The 18,514-nt window shown below is 59.4% G+C and carries 17 protein-coding genes and 1 riboswitch; of the genes, 14 read left to right on the forward strand and 3 right to left on the reverse strand.

Going from position 1 to position 18,514, the window contains the following annotated elements; translation table 11 throughout:
* Positions 1-110: 110 nt before the first annotated feature.
* Together DDA898_RS08830 and bioA are read right to left on the reverse strand one after the other, a co-directional pair.
* The gene (locus DDA898_RS08830; RefSeq protein ID WP_050570240.1) at positions 111-2,087 is read right to left on the reverse strand and encodes a glycoside hydrolase family 3 protein; all 1,977 of its coding nucleotides are present in this window, start codon (positions 2,085-2,087) and stop codon (positions 111-113) included.
* 637 nt (positions 2,088-2,724) lie between these two features.
* Positions 2,725-4,008: an adenosylmethionine--8-amino-7-oxononanoate transaminase gene (gene bioA, locus DDA898_RS08840; RefSeq protein ID WP_038910968.1), complete on the reverse strand. Its 1,284-nt coding sequence runs from the start codon at positions 4,006-4,008 to the stop codon at positions 2,725-2,727.
* 87 nt (positions 4,009-4,095) lie between these two features.
* Between bioA and bioB the strand changes: the two genes are divergently transcribed.
* The 6 genes from bioB to DDA898_RS08870 all read left to right on the forward strand — a co-directional run bounded on the left by bioB (position 4,096) and on the right by DDA898_RS08870 (position 11,003).
* The gene (gene bioB / locus DDA898_RS08845; protein WP_033112300.1) at positions 4,096-5,133 is read left to right on the forward strand and encodes a biotin synthase BioB; all 1,038 of its coding nucleotides are present in this window, start codon (positions 4,096-4,098) and stop codon (positions 5,131-5,133) included.
* Complete coding sequence (gene bioF / locus DDA898_RS08850; RefSeq protein ID WP_038910969.1) at positions 5,134-6,288, forward strand: 8-amino-7-oxononanoate synthase; 1,155 nt, start codon at positions 5,134-5,136, stop codon at positions 6,286-6,288.
* Positions 6,275-7,057: a malonyl-ACP O-methyltransferase BioC gene (gene bioC / locus DDA898_RS08855; protein ID WP_038910970.1), complete on the forward strand. Its 783-nt coding sequence runs from the start codon at positions 6,275-6,277 to the stop codon at positions 7,055-7,057. The genes bioF and bioC overlap by 14 nt, the downstream gene beginning before the upstream one ends.
* Positions 7,050-7,730, forward strand: a complete 681-nt coding sequence (gene bioD, locus DDA898_RS08860) for a dethiobiotin synthase (RefSeq protein ID WP_038910971.1) — start codon at positions 7,050-7,052, stop codon at positions 7,728-7,730. The genes bioC and bioD overlap by 8 nt, the downstream gene beginning before the upstream one ends.
* A 732-nt stretch (positions 7,731-8,462) precedes the next feature.
* Positions 8,463-10,475, forward strand: coding sequence for an excinuclease ABC subunit UvrB (uvrB, locus tag DDA898_RS08865; protein ID WP_038910972.1), 2,013 nt, complete (start codon positions 8,463-8,465; stop codon positions 10,473-10,475).
* Positions 10,476-10,571: 96 nt separating this feature from the next.
* On the forward strand, positions 10,572-11,003 hold the full coding sequence (locus tag DDA898_RS08870) for a VOC family protein (protein ID WP_038900954.1): 432 nt from the start codon (positions 10,572-10,574) through the stop codon (positions 11,001-11,003).
* A 3-nt stretch (positions 11,004-11,006) separates the two neighbouring features.
* On the opposite strand, the gene DDA898_RS08875 is transcribed toward DDA898_RS08870, so the two are convergent.
* Positions 11,007-11,927 (reverse strand): gluconeogenesis factor YvcK family protein, encoded by a 921-nt coding sequence (locus tag DDA898_RS08875; RefSeq protein WP_013317473.1) that lies wholly within the window; start codon positions 11,925-11,927, stop codon positions 11,007-11,009.
* 616 nt (positions 11,928-12,543) lie between these two features.
* On the opposite strand from DDA898_RS08875, the gene DDA898_RS08880 reads away from it, so the two are divergent.
* The 8 genes from DDA898_RS08880 to moaE all read left to right on the forward strand — a co-directional run bounded on the left by DDA898_RS08880 (position 12,544) and on the right by moaE (position 18,321).
* Positions 12,544-13,959 carry a cytochrome ubiquinol oxidase subunit I gene (locus DDA898_RS08880; RefSeq protein WP_038910973.1) on the forward strand — a complete coding sequence of 472 codons (1,416 nt, stop codon included), beginning with the start codon at positions 12,544-12,546 and terminating at the stop codon, positions 13,957-13,959.
* Position 13,960: 1 nt separating this feature from the next.
* Positions 13,961-14,968 (forward strand): cytochrome d ubiquinol oxidase subunit II, encoded by a 1,008-nt coding sequence (cydB, locus tag DDA898_RS08885; RefSeq protein ID WP_038910974.1) that lies wholly within the window; start codon positions 13,961-13,963, stop codon positions 14,966-14,968.
* A 47-nt stretch (positions 14,969-15,015) separates the two neighbouring features.
* Positions 15,016-15,162 (forward strand): DUF2474 domain-containing protein, encoded by a 147-nt coding sequence (locus DDA898_RS08890; protein ID WP_071604595.1) that lies wholly within the window; start codon positions 15,016-15,018, stop codon positions 15,160-15,162.
* Between the two features lie 311 nt (positions 15,163-15,473).
* Positions 15,474-15,617: riboswitch (molybdenum cofactor riboswitch) on the forward strand.
* A complete protein-coding gene (gene moaA, locus DDA898_RS08900) occupies positions 15,605-16,594 on the forward strand; it encodes a GTP 3',8-cyclase MoaA (RefSeq protein ID WP_013317480.1) in 990 nt (329 codons plus the stop codon). It overlaps the preceding riboswitch by 13 nt.
* A gap of 31 nt (positions 16,595-16,625) precedes the next feature.
* A complete protein-coding gene (moaB, locus tag DDA898_RS08905; protein ID WP_038910976.1) occupies positions 16,626-17,138 on the forward strand; it encodes a molybdenum cofactor biosynthesis protein B in 513 nt (170 codons plus the stop codon).
* Between the two features lie 6 nt (positions 17,139-17,144).
* Positions 17,145-17,627, forward strand: a complete 483-nt coding sequence (gene moaC, locus DDA898_RS08910; protein ID WP_013317482.1) for a cyclic pyranopterin monophosphate synthase MoaC — start codon at positions 17,145-17,147, stop codon at positions 17,625-17,627.
* Positions 17,624-17,869: a molybdopterin synthase sulfur carrier subunit gene (gene moaD / locus DDA898_RS08915; protein WP_038910977.1), complete on the forward strand. Its 246-nt coding sequence runs from the start codon at positions 17,624-17,626 to the stop codon at positions 17,867-17,869. The genes moaC and moaD overlap by 4 nt, the downstream gene beginning before the upstream one ends.
* Positions 17,870-17,871: 2 nt before the next feature.
* Entirely contained in the window at positions 17,872-18,321 is a 450-nt protein-coding gene (moaE, locus tag DDA898_RS08920) for a molybdopterin synthase catalytic subunit MoaE (protein ID WP_038910978.1), read from the forward strand.
* The last annotated feature ends 193 nt before the right edge of the window (positions 18,322-18,514 follow it).

Consider the following 18,514-nt stretch of genomic DNA (forward strand, 5'->3'; position numbering starts at 1 on the left):
CGCTAATATTGTCAGGGTGCTACGAATCACCAAACGCGGCCGGAGGTTTTCCCGGCGCGATCCCGCTGCGGCGGAAAAGGGTCGCCCCGGACGAACCGGGGCAACGTGGGTCAGTGGGGTAGGCCGTAACCGAACGGGAACAGCGGTTTATCGCTGTCGTACGGCAGGTCGGGCTGCTGTTTCAGCACCGCCTGCATGGAGGACGGCAGTTCGAAGGGTAATTTTGCGGTGTAAGCCGCGCCGGAGATCAGCCTGTTCAGCAGCACGCTATCGCTGACGCCGAAGTTGGCGATCAGCGTACGGGTTTTGTCCACGACGTTGGTGAGGACCGCCGGTCGTTCCATATAGACGGTGACCAGCGTCGGCACGCGGGCGCTGGCGCGCACGATGGCCTGATAGTCCGGGTTGTCCGCGCGAAACGCCAGCGAGCCTTCATGATGACGGCTGCCGAAGAAGAAGTTTTTGTGCGGCTGTTCGTACGGGGTGTGGGTGCGAATCAGCGCCACGTCCGCCTGTTCCGGCACATTCACGACGACAAACCCCGCTTCCTGAGCCGCCTTTGCGTCAATGCCGTGCAGCCAGACCCGGCTGCCTTTGCGCAGCGGCAGCAGATTGTTGTTTTGCAGCAATACCAGCGCTCGCGCCTGGGTATCGTCCGCCAGTTGTTGCCAGTCCGTTCTGCCGACGATATCGTCGGCCTGCCCGGCATTGACGTAGGGGCGCTCGAATAACCCGGTCTGGAATTTCTGCTTCAGAATACGGTTGACTGAGGTATCCAGCCGGGCTTCGCTCAGCAGGCCGTCCTGCACGGCTTTCACCAGCACGGCCGAGTCGGTTACGCCGCCGAACTGATCCACCCCGGCGTTAACCGCCTTGATGAAACGCTCGGCGGGCGTCAGGTTTTCCACGCCCCACGGCATGCCGCGCGGCACCGGTTTTTCACCGGGTTTAACGCCGGTCAGGCAGTCGCCTTTGCAGTCATTGGTGATCAGCCAGTCGCTGAGGATCACGCCATCGAAACCGTATTGGCCGCGCAGCAGGTCAGTCAGCAGGAAACGGTTGAACCCGGCGCCGACTTGTTCAATCGGTTTGCCGTGCCAGCGCGCGTTGCGCAGGATGGAGTAAGTGGGCATGATGCCGGCGGCATGGGCTTCAAACGCGCCGGTAAACGGGTCGATATGCCACTGTAAATTGTTTTGGCGGAATAAAGCGTATTTGCCGTAAGCGTTGTGGCTGTCCCAGCCGTCCTGCGCCGCGCCGTAGCCGACCCAGTGTTTCACCACCGAAATCACGCTCTGGCTGTTAAGGCCGTTTTTGCCGTTCTGCATCCCGGTGACGTAACCACGCACCATCTTTTTGGTCAGGTCCGGGTCTTCGCCGAAGGTGCCGTCGATACGCGGCCAGCGCGGTTCGGTCGACAGGTCGGCCTGGGGCGACAGCGCTTCGGTGATGCCGACCGCACGATATTCCTGACGCACGATATCGGCGAAGATTCGCACCCGTTCTTCGTCGCCGATGGCCGCCAGACCGAGGGTTTCCGGCCACTTGCTGAATTTGCCGACCGACACGCTGACGCCGACCAGCGACTGGAATGAATTACGCGGGTCGGTGCTGATGGTGGCGGGGATACCCAGCCGGGTGGCTTCCGCCAGTTGCTGTAGCTTGTTGTTTTCTTCCGCCATCTGGGCCGGGTTATCGCCGGACAGCCGGGTAATAAAGCTGTTGACGTGGCGCTCGGCGATCATGGTTTTGGCGGCGTTGAGGTCGTACTGGTTACCGGCGCCGGTAACGCTGCCGGCGGTAGGGGCGGAGCCGTGCATCATCACCCCGGCCTTTTCGTCCAACGTCATACGTGACACCAGATCCGCTGCGCGTTGCGCCGGCGGCAGGCGCCAGTCTTCGTAGGGATTGAGTTTGCCGTCGCGGTTTAGGTCCTTGAATGTCAGGCCGTCGACGTTAATCAGCGGGGCTTCGCGAGTATCGAGCGTAGCCTGTTGCACCGCCTCCGCCAGTGGAGAAAACAGTAAGGGTAGGGTGGCAACCCAGGGCAGAACCACCGCGGTGTGCGGTGCGCATCGTGATGTCATGTGGTTTTTCTCATTATGTATATACCCGTCATACTTCAAGTTGCAGGTGTGTTGGCTGCGTTACTCGGCCCCTCCTTGGGCCTCGCCCTTTCAGGGCCGCAGCAAGCTGCGTTCAAATCTGCTCCCGGCAGATTTGTCGTTCACCCGAATCACTTACCTGAGTAAGCTCATCGGGATTCACTCTCTTGCCGCCTTCCTGCAACTCGAATTATTTTGGGTATGGGCCAGAGGAAAAAACAGCGGGCGCCCGTGCGTGATATTTCAACGCCAGGTCATTCAACGCCAGATCATTCATCACGACAGACCATCGGGAAAAAGCCAGGACAGGCTGTGTCTGCTGAATGAAATAATGGTGAGCGAACGGCGAGTGCCTGCAATTATTTCTTGCCACGCTATGCCAGTCTTCATTGGGGATTCAAGCAGGGAAATAAAAATTCTGAAGCTGGATCAAAGAATTGTCGCAGGAGATTGCCGGTAGGTGATAATTATTCAATCACCATCATTAGTGATAATTTCTTATTGTGATTTTCCGATTTGAATCGCTGGCAAATAATCAGGAAGAGAGGGAAAACGTATTCGGGAAATAAAGAAAAATGAAACCGGGCGTTATTTGTCGCCCGGTTTGAGGCGCGCGGGATTACCACAACGCCGGGGTGAACACCGCTTGCCGAACCGCCTCGGTTAAGGTTTGTAATTCATCCGGCTGGATGATGAAAGGCGGCATCAGGTAAATCAGCTTGCCGAACGGCCGAATCCATACCCCCTGATCGACAAAGAACCGTTGCAGGCGCGCCATATTTACCGGCTGACGGGTTTCCACCACGCCGATGGCGCCCAGCACCCGCACGTCGGCAACGGTCGGTGCTTCCCTGAGCGGCAGCAACGCCTGACACAACTGCGCTTCAATGGCGGCCACCTGCGCCTGCCAGCGGTTTTCCGCCAGCAGCGTCAGGCTGGCGTGGGCCACGGCGCACGCCAGCGGGTTGCCCATGAAGGTTGGGCCGTGCATGAAACACCCGGCCTCGCCGTTGCTGATGGTATCCGCTACCGCGCGGGTGGTCAGCGTGGCGGAGAGCGTCATGTAACCGCCGGTCAGCGCCTTGCCGAGGCACAGGATATCCGGCGTGATTCCGGCGTGCTCGCAGGCGAACAGGCGCCCGGTGCGGCCAAACCCGGTGGCGATTTCGTCGGCGATCAGCAGAATGCCGTATTGATTGCATAACTGGCGGACCTGACGCAGATACTCAGGATGATAAAACCGCATGCCGCCCGCGCCCTGCACGATCGGCTCCAGGATCACCGCGGCGATTTCATGCTGATGTTGTTGCAACAGCGTGCTGAACGGCGTGATGTCTTCCGGTTGCCACGGCTGGTCAAACCGGCAGCGCGGCGCGTCGGCGAACAGATGCGGCGGCAGATAGCCCTGATAGAGGCTGTGCATCGAATTTTCCGGGTCGCACACCGACATGGCGCCAAAGGTATCGCCATGATAGCCGTGCCGCAGCGTCAGGAACCGCTGGCGGCGCTCCCCGCGCGCCTGCCAGTATTGCAGCGCCATCTTCATCGCCACTTCCACCGCCACCGAGCCGGAATCCGCCAGAAATACGCACTCCAGCGCCGCCGGGGTGATCGCTACCAACTGTCGGCACAACGCCACCGCCGCCGGATGAGTGATGCCGCCGAACATCACGTGCGACATCTGCGCCAGCTGATCCGTCAGCGCCTGATTCAGCCGCGGATGGTTATAGCCGTGAATGGCGGCCCACCATGAGGACATGCCATCCACCAGTTGGCGGCCGTCGGCCAGTTGCAACCGGCAGCCGCTGGCGGCGGTCACCGGGTAACACGGCAGGGGAGCGGTCATGGAGGTGTAGGGGTGCCAGATATGGCGCTGGTCGAAGGTCAGGTCATCCGGAGTCATACTTGTAAACCAATTGAACATCAATTTGGTTGACAGTATACCCACATAAACTACACTGGCGATACTTTTTTACCCGGAGCAATGATGATGACCGAACGCGTAAACTGGACACTGGAACAGGCGCAGGCCCTGTTCGATAAACCGTTTCTGGAACTGATGTTTGAAGCGCAACAGGTGCACCGTCAGCACTTTGATCCCCGTCAGGTGCAGGTCAGCACGCTGTTATCCATCAAAACCGGCGCCTGCCCGGAAGACTGCAAATACTGCCCGCAAAGCGCCCGTTACCGCACCGGCATTGAAACCGAACGGCTGATGCAGGTCGAGCAGGTGTTGGATTCCGCCCGCCAGGCCAAAGCGGCCGGCTCTACCCGTTTCTGCATGGGGGCGGCGTGGAAAAACCCCCATGAACGCGATATGCCGTATCTGGAATCGATGGTGCGCGGCGTAAAAGAGATGGGTATGGAAACCTGCATGACGCTGGGTACGCTGCATGGCGATCAGGCTGAACGGCTGGCGGCGGCCGGGCTCGATTTCTACAACCACAATCTGGACACCTCGCCGGAGTTTTACGGCAATATCATCACCACCCGTACTTATCAGGAACGGCTGGATACGCTGGGCAAAGTACGCGGGGCTGGCATCAAAGTGTGCTCCGGCGGCATCGTCGGCCTGGGGGAAACGGTGCGTGACCGCGCCGGGTTGCTGGTGCAACTGGCGAATCTGCCGACGCCGCCGGAAAGCGTGCCGATCAACATGCTGGTGAAAGTGAAGGGGACGCCGCTGGCGGAAACCGAGGATGTGGACCCGTTCGATTTTATCCGTACCATCGCCGTGGCGCGTATCATGATGCCGGCTTCCTACGTGAGGCTGTCGGCCGGGCGCGAGCAGATGAGCGAGCAGACGCAGGCGATGTGTTTCATGGCCGGCGCCAATTCGATCTTCTACGGCTGCAAGCTGTTGACCACGCCGAACCCGAAAGAAGACAAGGACTTGCAGCTATTTCGCAAACTGGGGCTTAACCCGCAGCAGACCCAGACCGAATACGGCGACAACCAGCAACAGCAGCATCTGGCTGAACGACTGCTGCACGCCGACACCGAGCATTACTACAACGCGGCGGTGTAAATGGGCTGGCAACAACGGATCGATCAGGCGCTGGCGCAACGGCAGGCGGAAGACGCCTACCGGGTGCGCTTATCTAATGACGGCGGCAGCGGGCGCTGGCTGGTGCGCCAGCCGCACCGTTACCTCAATTTCTCCTGTAATGACTACCTGGGGCTGAGCCAGCATCCGGCGATTGTGCGCGCCTGGCAGCAGGGTGCAGAGCGTTACGGCGTGGGCAGCGGCGGCTCCGGCCATGTAACCGGGTATACCACCGCGCACGAGCAGTTGGAGCAGCAACTGGCGGACTGGCTGGGGTATGACCGGGCGCTGTTGATGATCTCCGGGTTCGCCGCCAATCAGGCGGTGGTGACGGCGCTACTGACGGAGGGGGACCGTATTCTGGCGGATCGCCTCAGCCATGCTTCGCTACTGGAGGCGGCCAGCCTATCGCCCGCCACTTTACGCCGTTTTCACCATAATCAGCCGGATTCGTTGCAGCAACTGCTGGAAAAACCGGCCGGCGGCCAGACGCTGGCGGTCACCGAAGGGGTGTTCAGTATGGATGGCGACACCGCACCGCTGGCGGCGTTGCACGCGCGCTGTCGCGATCACGGCGCCTGGCTGATGGTGGATGATGCCCACGGCATCGGCATCGTCGGGGAACAGGGGCGCGGTTGTTGCTGGCAGCAAGGGGTGAAACCCGAATTGCTGATTGTTACTTTCGGCAAAGCGTTCGGCGTTAGCGGGGCGGCGGTGTTGTGCAGCCAGCCGGTGGCGGAATACCTGTTGCAGTTCGCCCGTCACCTGATTTACAGCACCGCCATGCCGCCGGCGCAGGCGTGCGCGCTGGACGCGGCGCTGGCGGTCGTGCGCGGCGCCGATGGCGAGGCCAGGCGCGATGCGCTGGCGCAGTTGGTCCGCCGCTTCCGCGACGGCGCAGCCGGGTTGCCGTTTCGTCTGTTGGCGTCGGCGAGCGCGATCCAACCGCTGATTGTCGGCGATAACGCCTGGGCGCTGGCATTGGCGCAGCAACTGCGCACGCAAGGGCTGTGGGTGAACGCGATACGGCCGCCCACCGTGCCGCCGGGCACCGCCCGTCTGCGCATTACCCTGACCGCCAGCCATCAGCCGGAGGATATCGACCGTCTGCTGGAGGTGTTGTATGACGCCGGTTAACCTGCCCTCCCTGTCGTCTCCTCCCCATAAACAGGCAATTGCCCGCGCCTTCGGCCGGGCGGCCGGGTATTACGACCGTTTTGCCGCCTTGCAGCGTGAGAGTGGAGAACAGTTGATGACGCTGGTCGGCAACCATGCCGGCAGCGAGGTGCTGGATGCCGGTTGCGGCACCGGCTATTTCAGCGCCCGCTGGCAAGCGAGCGGGAAGCAGGTGACGGCGCTGGATTTGTCGACGGAGATGCTGGCGATAGCGCGCCAGCGGCAGGCGGCGACGCGCTATCTACAGGGCGATATCGAACATCTGCCGTTAGCGGACGGCAGCGTGGATATCAGCTTCAGCAACATGGCGATGCAGTGGTGCGACGATTTTGACGCCGGGCTGGCTGAACTTTACCGGGTCACCCGGCCGGGCGGGGCGATTGCCATCTGCACGCTGGCGGAAGGCACGCTGGCCGAGCTGGATACGGCCTGGCAGCGACTGGACGGTTCCCGGCGCATTAACCGCTTTATGTCGTCGGAGGCGATCGTCTCCGCCTGCCGCCTTTACCACGCCGATGTCTCGCTGGCACCGGTGACCTGCTATTTCCCCGATGTGCTGACCCTGATGCGTTCGGTCAAGGGGGTGGGCGCCACCTGGCTGCGCAACGGCCGTGAACACGGCGGACTGAGCCGCCGACAACTGACGGCGCTGACCGCGCATTATGACCATCATCCGCAGGGCTATCCCTTGACGTATCAACGTGTTTTTGGAGTGATTCACCGTGACTGAACGCTGGTTTGTTACCGGAACCGACACTGAAGTCGGTAAGACAGTCGCCAGCGTGGCGCTGTTGCAGGCTGCCCGCCAGGCCGGATACCGTACCGCCGGGTATAAACCGGTGGCTTCCGGCTGCGAGGTGACGCCGCAAGGCATCCGCAACGGCGATGCCTTGCAGTTGCAGGCCAACAGCAGCGTGGCGCTGCCTTACGACGCGGTCAACCCGCTGGCGTTTCTGGAGCCGACGTCGCCCCATATTGTCAGCGCCGTGGAAAAGCGGCCGATTGCATTCTCCACCCTCAGCGACGGTTTGCGCGCGCTGGAGCGGCAGGCGGACTGGGTGCTGGTAGAGGGCGCCGGCGGCTGGTTTACGCCGCTTTCCGAGCGGCATACCTTCGCCGACTGGGTGCGGGAAGAGACGCTGCCGGTGATTCTGGTGGTGGGGGTGAAGCTGGGGTGCATCAATCACGCCATGCTGACGGCACAGGCGGTGCGGCAAGCCGGTTTGCGGCTGGCGGGCTGGATCGCCAACGTTGTTCAGCCGCCTGACCGTCGCCATCAGGCTTACCTGCAAACGCTGCAAGAGCGGATTCCGGCGCCGATGCTGGGGGAAATCCCTTACTTATCCTTGCCAATTCAGCAGGATATTGGCGATTACTTAAACATCACTTTACTGAGCGGTTAATGATTTTGAGTAAATGTTGCATGAATCGCAGTTTTTTCCCTTCTTCTGATTGAAATTGATAGAAAAAACCATCTTGAAAATGGGTGCTGAATCCACAGGGCCAGTGGTTTTTCCTCTTGCTAAGTCTGTGTCATTTAGCACTTTTTTTTATAATGATCGCCGGGTCAAACACGGAAATCTTGTTTAAAAGCGCCTTGCGCTGTCGTGGCGGGTAAAGACGGTGAAAGACGCCAATACAGGAGGCGCGGGCGCTTGTGGGAGTTATCCACCATTTCTGTGGATAACTGTGTGTATTAGGGTTAGAAAAAACGCGCCAGCCAAGAGCCGGCGCGGGTTGCGCCTGGTTTGATGCTAATCTCCGCTTTTTTATAAAATCATTTAAAATCAAATAATTAATTAAAAGCAAGTCACTTTTGTTGCAACGAGAGCCGTTTGAATAAATCACCGGCACTGGTCGTAGCAGATAATTTGAGAAACTGCATTTCTGGGGATAAATGCGTCATTTTTTACTGGATTAGCAACATCACTCTGTGCTAGTCAACCAGGACGCTATCGTTGTGCTGTCAATGGTTAAGAATTGCTTGATGCTGTTTTTATATCCAGTAATATGTAACTGGCAAATCTGACCGGGGATTTCATACTAGCTTGTGTCTCTCCCTGCCGACGACGCTGGCCTAACCCGCTGATGTCCGTTGCGTGATTCCAACCGTTTTTTATCCGAGTGTCTTATCCATGAGTAAAGCGTTCAAACTGCATTCTGATTTCAAACCCGCCGGCGATCAGCCCGAGGCGATACGCCGCCTGGAAGAAGGGCTGGAAGACGGGCTGGCGCATCAGACGCTATTGGGGGTCACGGGGTCCGGTAAAACGTTCACCATCGCCAATGTGATCGCCGACCTTAACCGGCCGACCATGGTGCTGGCGCCCAACAAGACGCTGGCGGCGCAGCTGTATGGCGAAATGAAAGCGTTTTTTCCGGAGAATGCGGTGGAGTATTTCGTTTCTTACTACGACTACTACCAGCCCGAAGCCTATGTGCCGAGTTCGGACACCTTCATCGAGAAGGACGCCTCGGTCAACGAACACATCGAACAGATGCGGTTGTCCGCCACCAAGGCGCTGCTGGAACGGCGCGACGTGGTGGTGGTGGCGTCGGTGTCCGCCATTTACGGTCTGGGCGATCCGGACCTGTATCTGAAGATGATGCTGCATCTGACGCAGGGCATGTTGATCGACCAGCGCGCCATCCTGCGGCGGCTGGCGGAGTTGCAGTACGCCCGCAACGACCAGGCGTTTTCGCGCGGCACCTTTCGTGTGCGCGGCGAGATCATCGATATTTTTCCGGCGGAATCCGAAGACATCGCCCTGCGGGTGGAGCTGTTCGACGAAGAAGTGGAACGGCTGTCGCTGTTCGACCCGCTCACCGGGCATATTGTGCAGACGGTGCCGCGCTACACCATCTACCCCAAAACTCACTATGTCACGCCGCGCGAACGCATCCTGCAGGCGATGGAGGAGATCAAGGTCGAGCTGGCGGAGCGCCGTCAGGTGCTGCTGGCCAGCAATAAGTTGCTGGAGGAACAGCGGCTGGCGCAGCGCACCACCTTCGATCTGGAAATGATGAATGAGCTGGGTTACTGCTCCGGCATTGAAAACTACTCCCGCTTTCTGTCCGGCCGCGGGCCGGGCGAACCGCCGCCGACGCTGTTCGACTATCTGCCGGCCGACGGTCTGCTGGTGATCGACGAATCCCACGTCACCATTCCGCAACTGGGCGGCATGTACCGCGGTGACCGCGCGCGCAAGGAAACGCTGGTGGAGTACGGCTTTCGTCTGCCGTCGGCGCTGGACAACCGGCCGATGAAATTCGAGGAGTTCGAAGCGCTGGCGCCGCAGGCGATCTATGTATCGGCGACGCCGGGCAATTACGAACTGGAAAAATCCGGCGGCGAGGTGATCGATCAGGTGGTGCGGCCGACCGGCCTGCTGGACCCGGAGCTGGAAGTGCGCCCGGTAACCACTCAGGTGGATGATTTGCTGTCGGAAATCCGCAAACGCGCCGTTATCAACGAGCGCGTGCTGGTCACCACCCTGACCAAGCGGATGGCGGAGGACCTGACCGAGTATCTGGAAGAGCACGGCGAGCGGGTGCGTTACCTGCACTCCGATATTGATACCGTGGAGCGGGTGGAGATCATCCGCGATTTGCGTCTGGGCGAGTTCGACGTACTGGTGGGCATCAACCTGCTGCGTGAAGGTCTGGACATGCCGGAAGTATCGCTGGTGGCGATTCTGGATGCCGACAAAGAGGGGTTCCTGCGTTCGGAACGCTCGCTGATTCAGACCATCGGCCGGGCGGCGCGTAACCTCAACGGCAAGGCGATTTTGTATGCCGACAAGATTACGCCGTCGATGGAGCGCGCCATGAATGAAACCCAGCGCCGCCGCGAGAAACAGCAGGCGTACAACGAGCAACACGGCATCGTGCCGCAGGGCCTCAATAAAAAGATTGGCGACATCCTGCAGATTGGTCAGTCGGCCAACGGCCGGGGTAAAGGGCGCGGCAAGAAAGCAGCCGAACCGGCAGCCCATTACCAACAACTGTCGCCGAAAGCGCTGGATCAAAAAATCCGCGAGCTGGAAAGTCAGATGCTGGCCCATGCGCAGAATCTGGAATTCGAGGAAGCCGCTCGTCTGCGCGACGAGATTCACGCGCTGCGCGAACAGTTTATCGCCGCGTCCTGATGATTACCGGCGTTGCCGGCCGGCGGTATGGCGGTGCTGGGCGTATACACAGAGGCGGAGCCTATACACAGCCTATACACATAGAGAGACTGAGTGATGAAAAATCCGATTCCTGGCGTAGACGTGCTGTTCGTGGCTGGTTTTGGCCCGATAACGGTGTCCGTTGCGGCCAGCCAGACGTTCTATCAGACGATGTTGAACCTGCCGCTGAAACCGATGGCGGGTAATGAAGACTACCTCACCAGCGACGAGCTGGGCGGCGTGAAGCATTTCGCCCTATGGCCGCTGGCGCAGGCCAGCCAGTCCTGTTTCGGCAGTGATGACTGGCCGCCGGCGTACCCGACGCCGCAGGGCTGGATGGAACTGGAGGTGGCGGATATCGCCGCCGCCACAGAGGCGATCAAACAGCAAGGCTATCCGCTGCTGGTGGATAATCGGCTGGAACCCTGGGGGCAGACGGTCACCCGTTTCCTCAGCCCGGAGGGCCTGCTGCTGGGCGTGACCCATACGCCGTGGCTCAGAGACTGAACCTCAGACAGGACAAAGCCCCAGCGACTGTGCCGCCTGTTCCAGCGCCGCGCGCAACAGCACGCGATCGTGGTGGTGCGGCACGTCCTGCGCTCCCAGCGGCTGTTGGATAATCAGGCGGTCGTCCACCCCGCGGGTGTCCGTTCGGGGTGCGACGACCACGGCGTCAATGATGCGCCGGTCAATTTTGCTCTCGATGAGCTGCAACTTCTGCGCCAGCGTCAGACGGGTGGCGATCTGACTTTGTTCATCCCCCAGATTCCCGATGTACACCACCGGCGCGCGGGCGTCATGCAGCGATTGCGCCAGATCGGCGAGCAGTAAAGGCGGCATCAGGCTGGTGAGAAAGCTGCCGGGGCCGATCAGGATCAGGTCCGCCTCGGCAATGGCCGTCAGCGCTTCCTGTGTGGCGGGGGCGGCCGGGTAGAGCATCAGATCCTGCGGCAGGGTGGCGAGCTGGTCCACCGCCACTTCGCCGTACACTGGATTGCCCAGTGTATCAATCGCCAGCAGGTCCACCGGTTGCTCCGACATCGGGATCAGCAGCGCGTCCACCTTGAGCAGGTTGCGTATCAGGTTGATGGCTTCCAGCGGACGCACGCTGAGGTGATCCATCGCCTTAAGCATCAGATTGCCGAGATTGTGACCGGACAGTTCGCCGTTGCCGCTGAAGCGGTATTCGAACATCGCCGACGCCACGCTGGGGGCGGTGATCAACTGGTTCAGGCAGTTGCGGGTGTCGCCCCAGGCAATGCCGCCTTCCGAACGGCGAATGCGCCCGGTGGAGCCGCCATTGTCGGTCGTGGTGACGATGCCGGTCAGCCGCGATCCCAGAAAGGAGAGCGACGACATGACGCGCCCCAATCCGTGGCCGCCGCCCAGCGCCACAACACGATCCAGCTCCGCCAATGTGCGATTCCCCATAAATACCCTTATCTTTCGGTTATCTGCCGTAAAAAGTAGCGGATATATAGCACATCTTTCATTGAAGCAGCATCAGCGCCGACAGAAATTTTCAGCGCACCATCGCTGGATGGTTACAGGTCATACACTCTGTCGCGAAAAAGCGACGTTTGACGGTGCAGCAAATGCCTGTCGGCTAACCAGAAAGCGGGTAGCCGCAGAGGCGCTTTTCAGTGGAAATCAGTGAGTAACCGATAATCGTCAATAACAGGAAAGCAGATTTTTTAAAATATGATGGTCTTATAAAGAGTGTAATAAAGTATGCTGTTATATTTTTAAGGATATTTTTTATCTTTTTGTTTTTTAATTACATTTATATTTATTCTCTGCAGATTTGGCCGTGGTAAATAAAAAATACGCACAGATGAATCACACTGTTATGGTCTAAATAATACAGACTGTTTATGTCCATTTATTCCCGCCCATTTTAAGATCCCTGCCGGTTGTATTCCGCCGCCGGCGTGAGTACGGCAGGCGCTGTTTTGTTCGGCGCGCGTCGGCGATATTCCCCATCTCGGCCTGCGCCCGGCCGATAAGTAAATCGATAGCAGGGCTGTTTGCAGTCCAGAGGTAAGACATGTTCGGACTCGATGCATTTCATCTGGCAAGGATCCAGTTTGCGTTCACGGTATCCTTCCATATCATTTTTCCCGCCATCACCATCGGGCTGGCCAGTTTTCTGGCGGTGCTGGAAGGACTATGGCTAAAAACCAAAAACCGCGACTACCGCGATCTCTATCATTTCTGGTCGAAAATCTTTGCCGTTAACTTTGGCATGGGCGTGGTGTCCGGCCTGGTGATGGCCTACCAGTTTGGCACCAACTGGAGCGGGTTTTCCCAGTTTGCCGGCAGTATCACCGGCCCGTTGCTGACCTATGAGGTGCTGACCGCCTTTTTTCTGGAGGCCGGTTTTCTCGGCGTCATGCTGTTTGGCTGGCAGCGGGTCGGGCCGGGGTTGCACTTCTTCGCCACCTGCATGGTGGCGCTGGGCACCATCATTTCCACCTTCTGGATCCTCGCTTCCAACAGCTGGATGCAGACCCCGCAGGGCCACGAAATCCATAATGGCGTGGTGGTGCCGGTGGACTGGCTGGCAGTGATCTTCAACCCATCTTTCCCATACCGTCTGATGCACATGGCGACGGCGGCGTTTCTTGCCAGCGCTTTTTTTGTCGGCGCGTCCGCCGCCTGGCATCTGCTGCGCAACAACGACACGCCGGCGATTCGCAAAATGCTGTCGATGGCGCTCTGGATGGCGTTAATCGTTGCGCCGGTTCAGGCGATGCTGGGAGACATGCACGGTCTGAATACGCTGAAATACCAGCCGGCCAAGATCGCGGCGATTGAAGGGCACTGGGATAACCCGCCCGGCGAGCCGACGCCGCTGATTTTGTTTGGCTGGCCGGATATGGAACAGGAAACCACCCGCTATGCGTTGGAAATCCCTTATCTGGGCAGCCTGATCCTGACCCACCGCCTGGACCAGCAGGTGCCGGCATTGAAAAACTTCCCGAAAGAAGAGCGGCCTAATTCGACGGTGGTGTTCTGGTCGTTTCGTATCATGGTCGGGCTGGGAATGCTGATGATCCTGCTGGGCGTTATCGGTCTGTGGCTGCGCTGGCGCCGCCGGTTGTATCAGTCGCGGCCGTTTTTGTGGTTCACCCTGCTGATGGGACCGTCGGGGCTGATCGCCATTCTGGCGGGGTGGTTTACCACCGAGGTGGGGCGCCAGCCGTGGGTGGTTTACGGTTTACAGCGCACCCGCGACGCGGTATCGGCGCACGGCGATCTGCAAATGAGCATCAGTCTGCTGCTGTTTATCGCGGTGTATCTGTCGGTATTCGGCGTCGGTTATGTCTATCTGGTGCGGCTGATTAAGAAAGGACCGCAAGCGGGAGAAGGCGATGCCGTGCCTGGCGGCGGGCCGGGGCAGCAATCCACACCGGCGCGGCCGCTGTCCGCGGTAGCGGAAACGCTGGAAGAGGGGAAATAACGTGGGTATCGAACTTTCTGTTATCTGGTTCGCCATCATCATCTTCGCCACGCTGATGTACATCGTGATGGACGGCTTTGATCTGGGCATCGGTATTTTGTTTCCGTTTCATCGCCATGCCGCCGACCGGGACCTGATGGTCAATACCGTCGCGCCGGTGTGGGATGGCAACGAAACCTGGCTGGTGCTGGGCGGTGCCGGGTTGTTTGGCGCGTTCCCGCTGGCCTACGCGGTGATTGTGGATGCGTTGACCATTCCGCTGACGCTGATGCTGGTTGGGCTGATTTTTCGCGGCGTCGCGTTTGAGTTTCGCTTCAAGGCGACGCCATCGCACCGTCCGTTCTGGGATCAGGCTTTTATGTGGGGTTCGCTGGTCGCCACCTTCTTTCAGGGCGTTACCGTCGGCGCGGTGCTCAACGGCTTTGAGGTGACCGATCGCCATTTCTCCGGCCCGGTATTGGGCTGGTTGACGCCGTTTTCGCTGTTCTGCGGCGTCGGGCTGGTGGTGGCGTATGCGTTGCTGGGGTGTACCTGGCTTATCATGAAAACCGGGCAGGAGCTGCATTGCCGCATGTCCGCGCTGGCGCCGTCGCTGGTGGTGGCGTTGCTGACGGTGATCGTGGTGATCAGTCTGTGGACCCCGCTGGCGCATCCGGCGATCAAACAGCGCTGGTTTTCACTGCCTAACCTGTTCTGGTTCCTGCCGGTGCCGCTACTGGTGGCGGCCTGTGCGGCGGGAATAATACGCGGCGTGCGCCGTCACGCGCATTATTCGCCGTTCCTGCTGACGCTGGCGCTGATTTTCTTAGGCTTCACCGGGCTTGGCATCAGCCTGTGGCCGATGATCATTCCGCCGTCGCTGACGCTGTGGGACGCCGCCGCGCCGGCGCAGAGTCAGGGGTTCATGCTGGTCGGCGCGTTGCTGATCATTCCGGTGATCCTCGGTTATACCTTCTGGAGCTACTACGTCTTCCGGGGAAAAGTCCGGCCGGATGAGGGGTATCACTGATGAAACCTTTTGCCGTCAGAGCGGCTTTTAAGGGCGATGGCATAAACATGGCGACCTCGCAAAAGCCGGTTCAACCGCTGTGGCGGCGACTGGTATGGATGGCGGTGTTATGGAGCGCCAGCGTGCTGGCGCTGGGTGTGGTCGCCACGCTGTTTCGCCTGCTGATGACCGCCGCCGGGCTGAAAACGCACTGATTATCCGCTGTCTTTTGTATCCGCAATTTTTATCCGCATCCGACGCCCGCCGGTTGTCCGGCGGGCATATTCCTTTAACCGGGTAAACCGGTTCATTTCGTATGCCTTACCTCCAGAGGGGTAGGGGATAAGCGTCATCCTATGACCCAGGTCAGGAAAGCTGAGTGGATTTCCGCTATGCTGAGCGCCAAAATAGTGAATGAAATCCGCTATATACAGGTTTATATACCGCATTTTCAGTGACGGATAACCTGATTTGGCGATAGACTTCATGAAGCAATCACGGTTGTTCGGCGTCGGTGAAACCACGCCGGGAAATCAAACTCCTAGCCCCGGAGCCTAAGTTCGCGCGCAAGCGAGGATAAGGTTCCCTGGCCGTGGCCGATGGTCACCAGGGTGCAGGGTAGAAATGCCCGCATCTCCCGTATTTGGAAAGGTGTTTATGGTGAGTCAACTGACCGATGCGTTTGCGCGCAAGTTTTATTATTTGCGCCTGTCGATAACGGACGTCTGTAATTTCCGCTGTACCTATTGTCTGCCGGACGGCTACCAGCCGAATGGTGCGACGCCCCATCGTTTTCTGTCGCTGGATGAAATCCGCCGCGTCGGCCGGGCATTTGCCGATCTGGGCACCGAAAAGGTACGCCTGACTGGCGGCGAGCCGTCTTTGCGCCGGGATTTTGTCGACATTATTGCCGCTATCCGCGAAAACCCGGCGATCCGCACGCTGGCGGTGACCACCAACGGTTACCGGCTGGCACGGGATGTGGCAAGCTGGCGCGAAGCCGGGCTGACGGCGCTTAACGTCAGCGTCGACAGCCTGGATCCTCGTCAGTTTCACGCCATTACCGGGCAGGACAAATTTCGTCAGGTGATGGACGGCATCGATGCCGCTTTCGCCAACGGATTTCGACGGGTGAAAGTCAATACCGTACTGATGCGCGATATCAACGACAGCAGCCTGCACACCTTTCTCGACTGGATCCGCACCCGGCCGATCCAACTGCGCTTTATTGAACTGATGGAAACCGGCGACGGGCGGGAGATGTTCCGCCGTCACCATGTGTCCGGTCAGGTGATCCGCGAGCGTCTGTTGCAGCAAGGCTGGCAACAACAGGAGCGAGCGCGCAGCGACGGCCCGGCGCAGGTGTTCTCGCACCCGGATTATCAGGGTGAGGTGGGGTTGATCATGCCGTATGAGAAAGACTTTTGTCAGAGCTGCAATCGGCTGCGGGTATCGGCCATCGGCAATCTGCACCTGTGCCTGTTTGGCGAGCAGGGCATCCCGCTGCGCGATTTGCTGACGGATGACGACCAGCAGGAGGCGCTGAAGCTGCGTATTTCCGGCGGCCTGAGCAGCAAACGGCAGTCGCATTTCCTGCACGACGGCAACAGCGGCATTACCCCGAATCTGTCCTTTATCGGCGGCTGAACAGGCCGCGCAATAGCGTTAAGGAGTGTTTATGAGCAAGGTCAGCAGCGAATTTATTCCTCTGCGCGTGGCGGTGATGACGGTGTCGTCACGCCGCACCGCCGCCGACGATACGTCCGGCGATTATCTGCGTGAAGCGTTGCAACATGACGGGCATCATCTGGCCGGCAGCACGATTGTCGGCGAAAACCTGTACCAGATCCGCGCGCAGGTTTCCGCCTGGGTAGCCAGCGACGACGTACAGGTTATCCTGATCAATGGCGGCACCGGCTTTACGCCGGGCGACCTGGTGCCGGAGGCCGTCCGGGTGCTGTTCGACCGGGAGATCGACGGATTCGGCGAACTGTTCCGCATGGTGTCGTACGAAGAGATCGGCACCGCTACCATTCAGTCCCGCGCCATTGCCGGGCTGGCTAACCAGACGGCGATTTTCGGCGTGCCGGGGTCGACCAAAGCCTGTCACACCGCCTGGGAACGCATTATCCGCGAGCAACTGGATGCGCGCCAGAAACCCTGTAACCTCTATCCCCATTTGAAAAAGTAAGCTGTTATGTCACAACTGACCCACATTAACGCAGCCGGTGAAGCGGCGATGGTGGATGTTTCCGACAAGGCGGACACGGTGCGCGAAGCGCGCGCCGAAGCCTTTGTGGAAATGGCGCCGCAAACTCTAGCCATGATCATCGACGGGCGGCACCACAAGGGCGATGTCTTCGCCACCGCGCGTATCGCCGGCATCCAGGCCGCCAAGCGCACCTGGGAACTGATCCCGCTGTGCCATCCGCTGTTGCTGAGCAAAGTGGCGGTGGAGCTGGAAGCCCAGCCGGAGCACAACCGGGTGCGGATTGAATCCCTGTGCCGGCTGACCGGCAAGACCGGTGTGGAAATGGAAGCATTGACCGCGGCCTCGGTGGCGGCGCTGACCATTTACGATATGTGCAAAGCGGTGCAGAAAGATATGGTGATCGGCCCGGTGCGGCTGCTGGCGAAAAGCGGCGGCAAATCCGGCGACTTCAGGGCGGAGGCATCATGATTACCGTGTTGTTTTTTGCGCAGGTGCGGGAACTGACCGGCACCGACCGGCTCTCGCTGGCGGCGGAATACCGGGACGTGGCGTCGTTGCGACAGGCATTGTGCGCGCAGGGTGACCGCTGGGCGCTGGCGCTGGAAGACGGCAAGTTGCTGGCGGCGGTGAATCAGACGCTGGTGGCGATGTCGCACCCGCTGAGCGATGGCGATGAAGTGGCGTTTTTCCCGCCGGTGACCGGAGGCTGAATATGGAGACGCGCATTCGGGTAGGGGAAGCGCCGTTCAGCGTGGGCGACGAGTACGCCTGGCTGGCGGCGAGCGATGCGGACGGTGCGGTGGTGACGTTCACCGGCAAAGTCCGTAATCACAATCTGGGCGAGCACGTCAGCGCGCTGACGCTGGAACATTATCCGGGTATGACGGAAAAGGCGCTGACCGAGATTGTCGACGCGGCGCGGCAGCGCTGGCCGATTCAGCGTGTGAGCCTGATCCACCGTGTCGGCGCGCTCTATCCCGGCGACGAGATCGTGTTTGTCGGCGTCAGCGGCGCCCACCGCCATGCATCGTTCGATGCGGCGCAATTCATCATGGATTACCTCAAAACGCGTGCGCCGTTCTGGAAACGGGAAGCGACGTCGGATGGCGACCGTTGGGTGGACGCCCGCGATAGCGATCGGCAGGCCGCAGAACGCTGGTAATGGCAGAGACGGCGGATTGATTGCCGCCGCTGTATGATTCGTGACGGAATAATTTCACCGGCTAAAAAAAAGCGATAAAAAGCAGTAAATTATAAATTTTGCATTAGAATAATGTTAAGGGAATAATTAATAAGAATCATTTTTATTTCCATTTTAGTGCAACGATAATGAGCCAGCGGTTATGTTCCGCCTG

Origin of the sequence: Dickeya dadantii NCPPB 898 (assembly GCF_000406145.1) — a bacterium.
Lineage (GTDB): Bacteria > Pseudomonadota > Gammaproteobacteria > Enterobacterales > Enterobacteriaceae > Dickeya > Dickeya dadantii.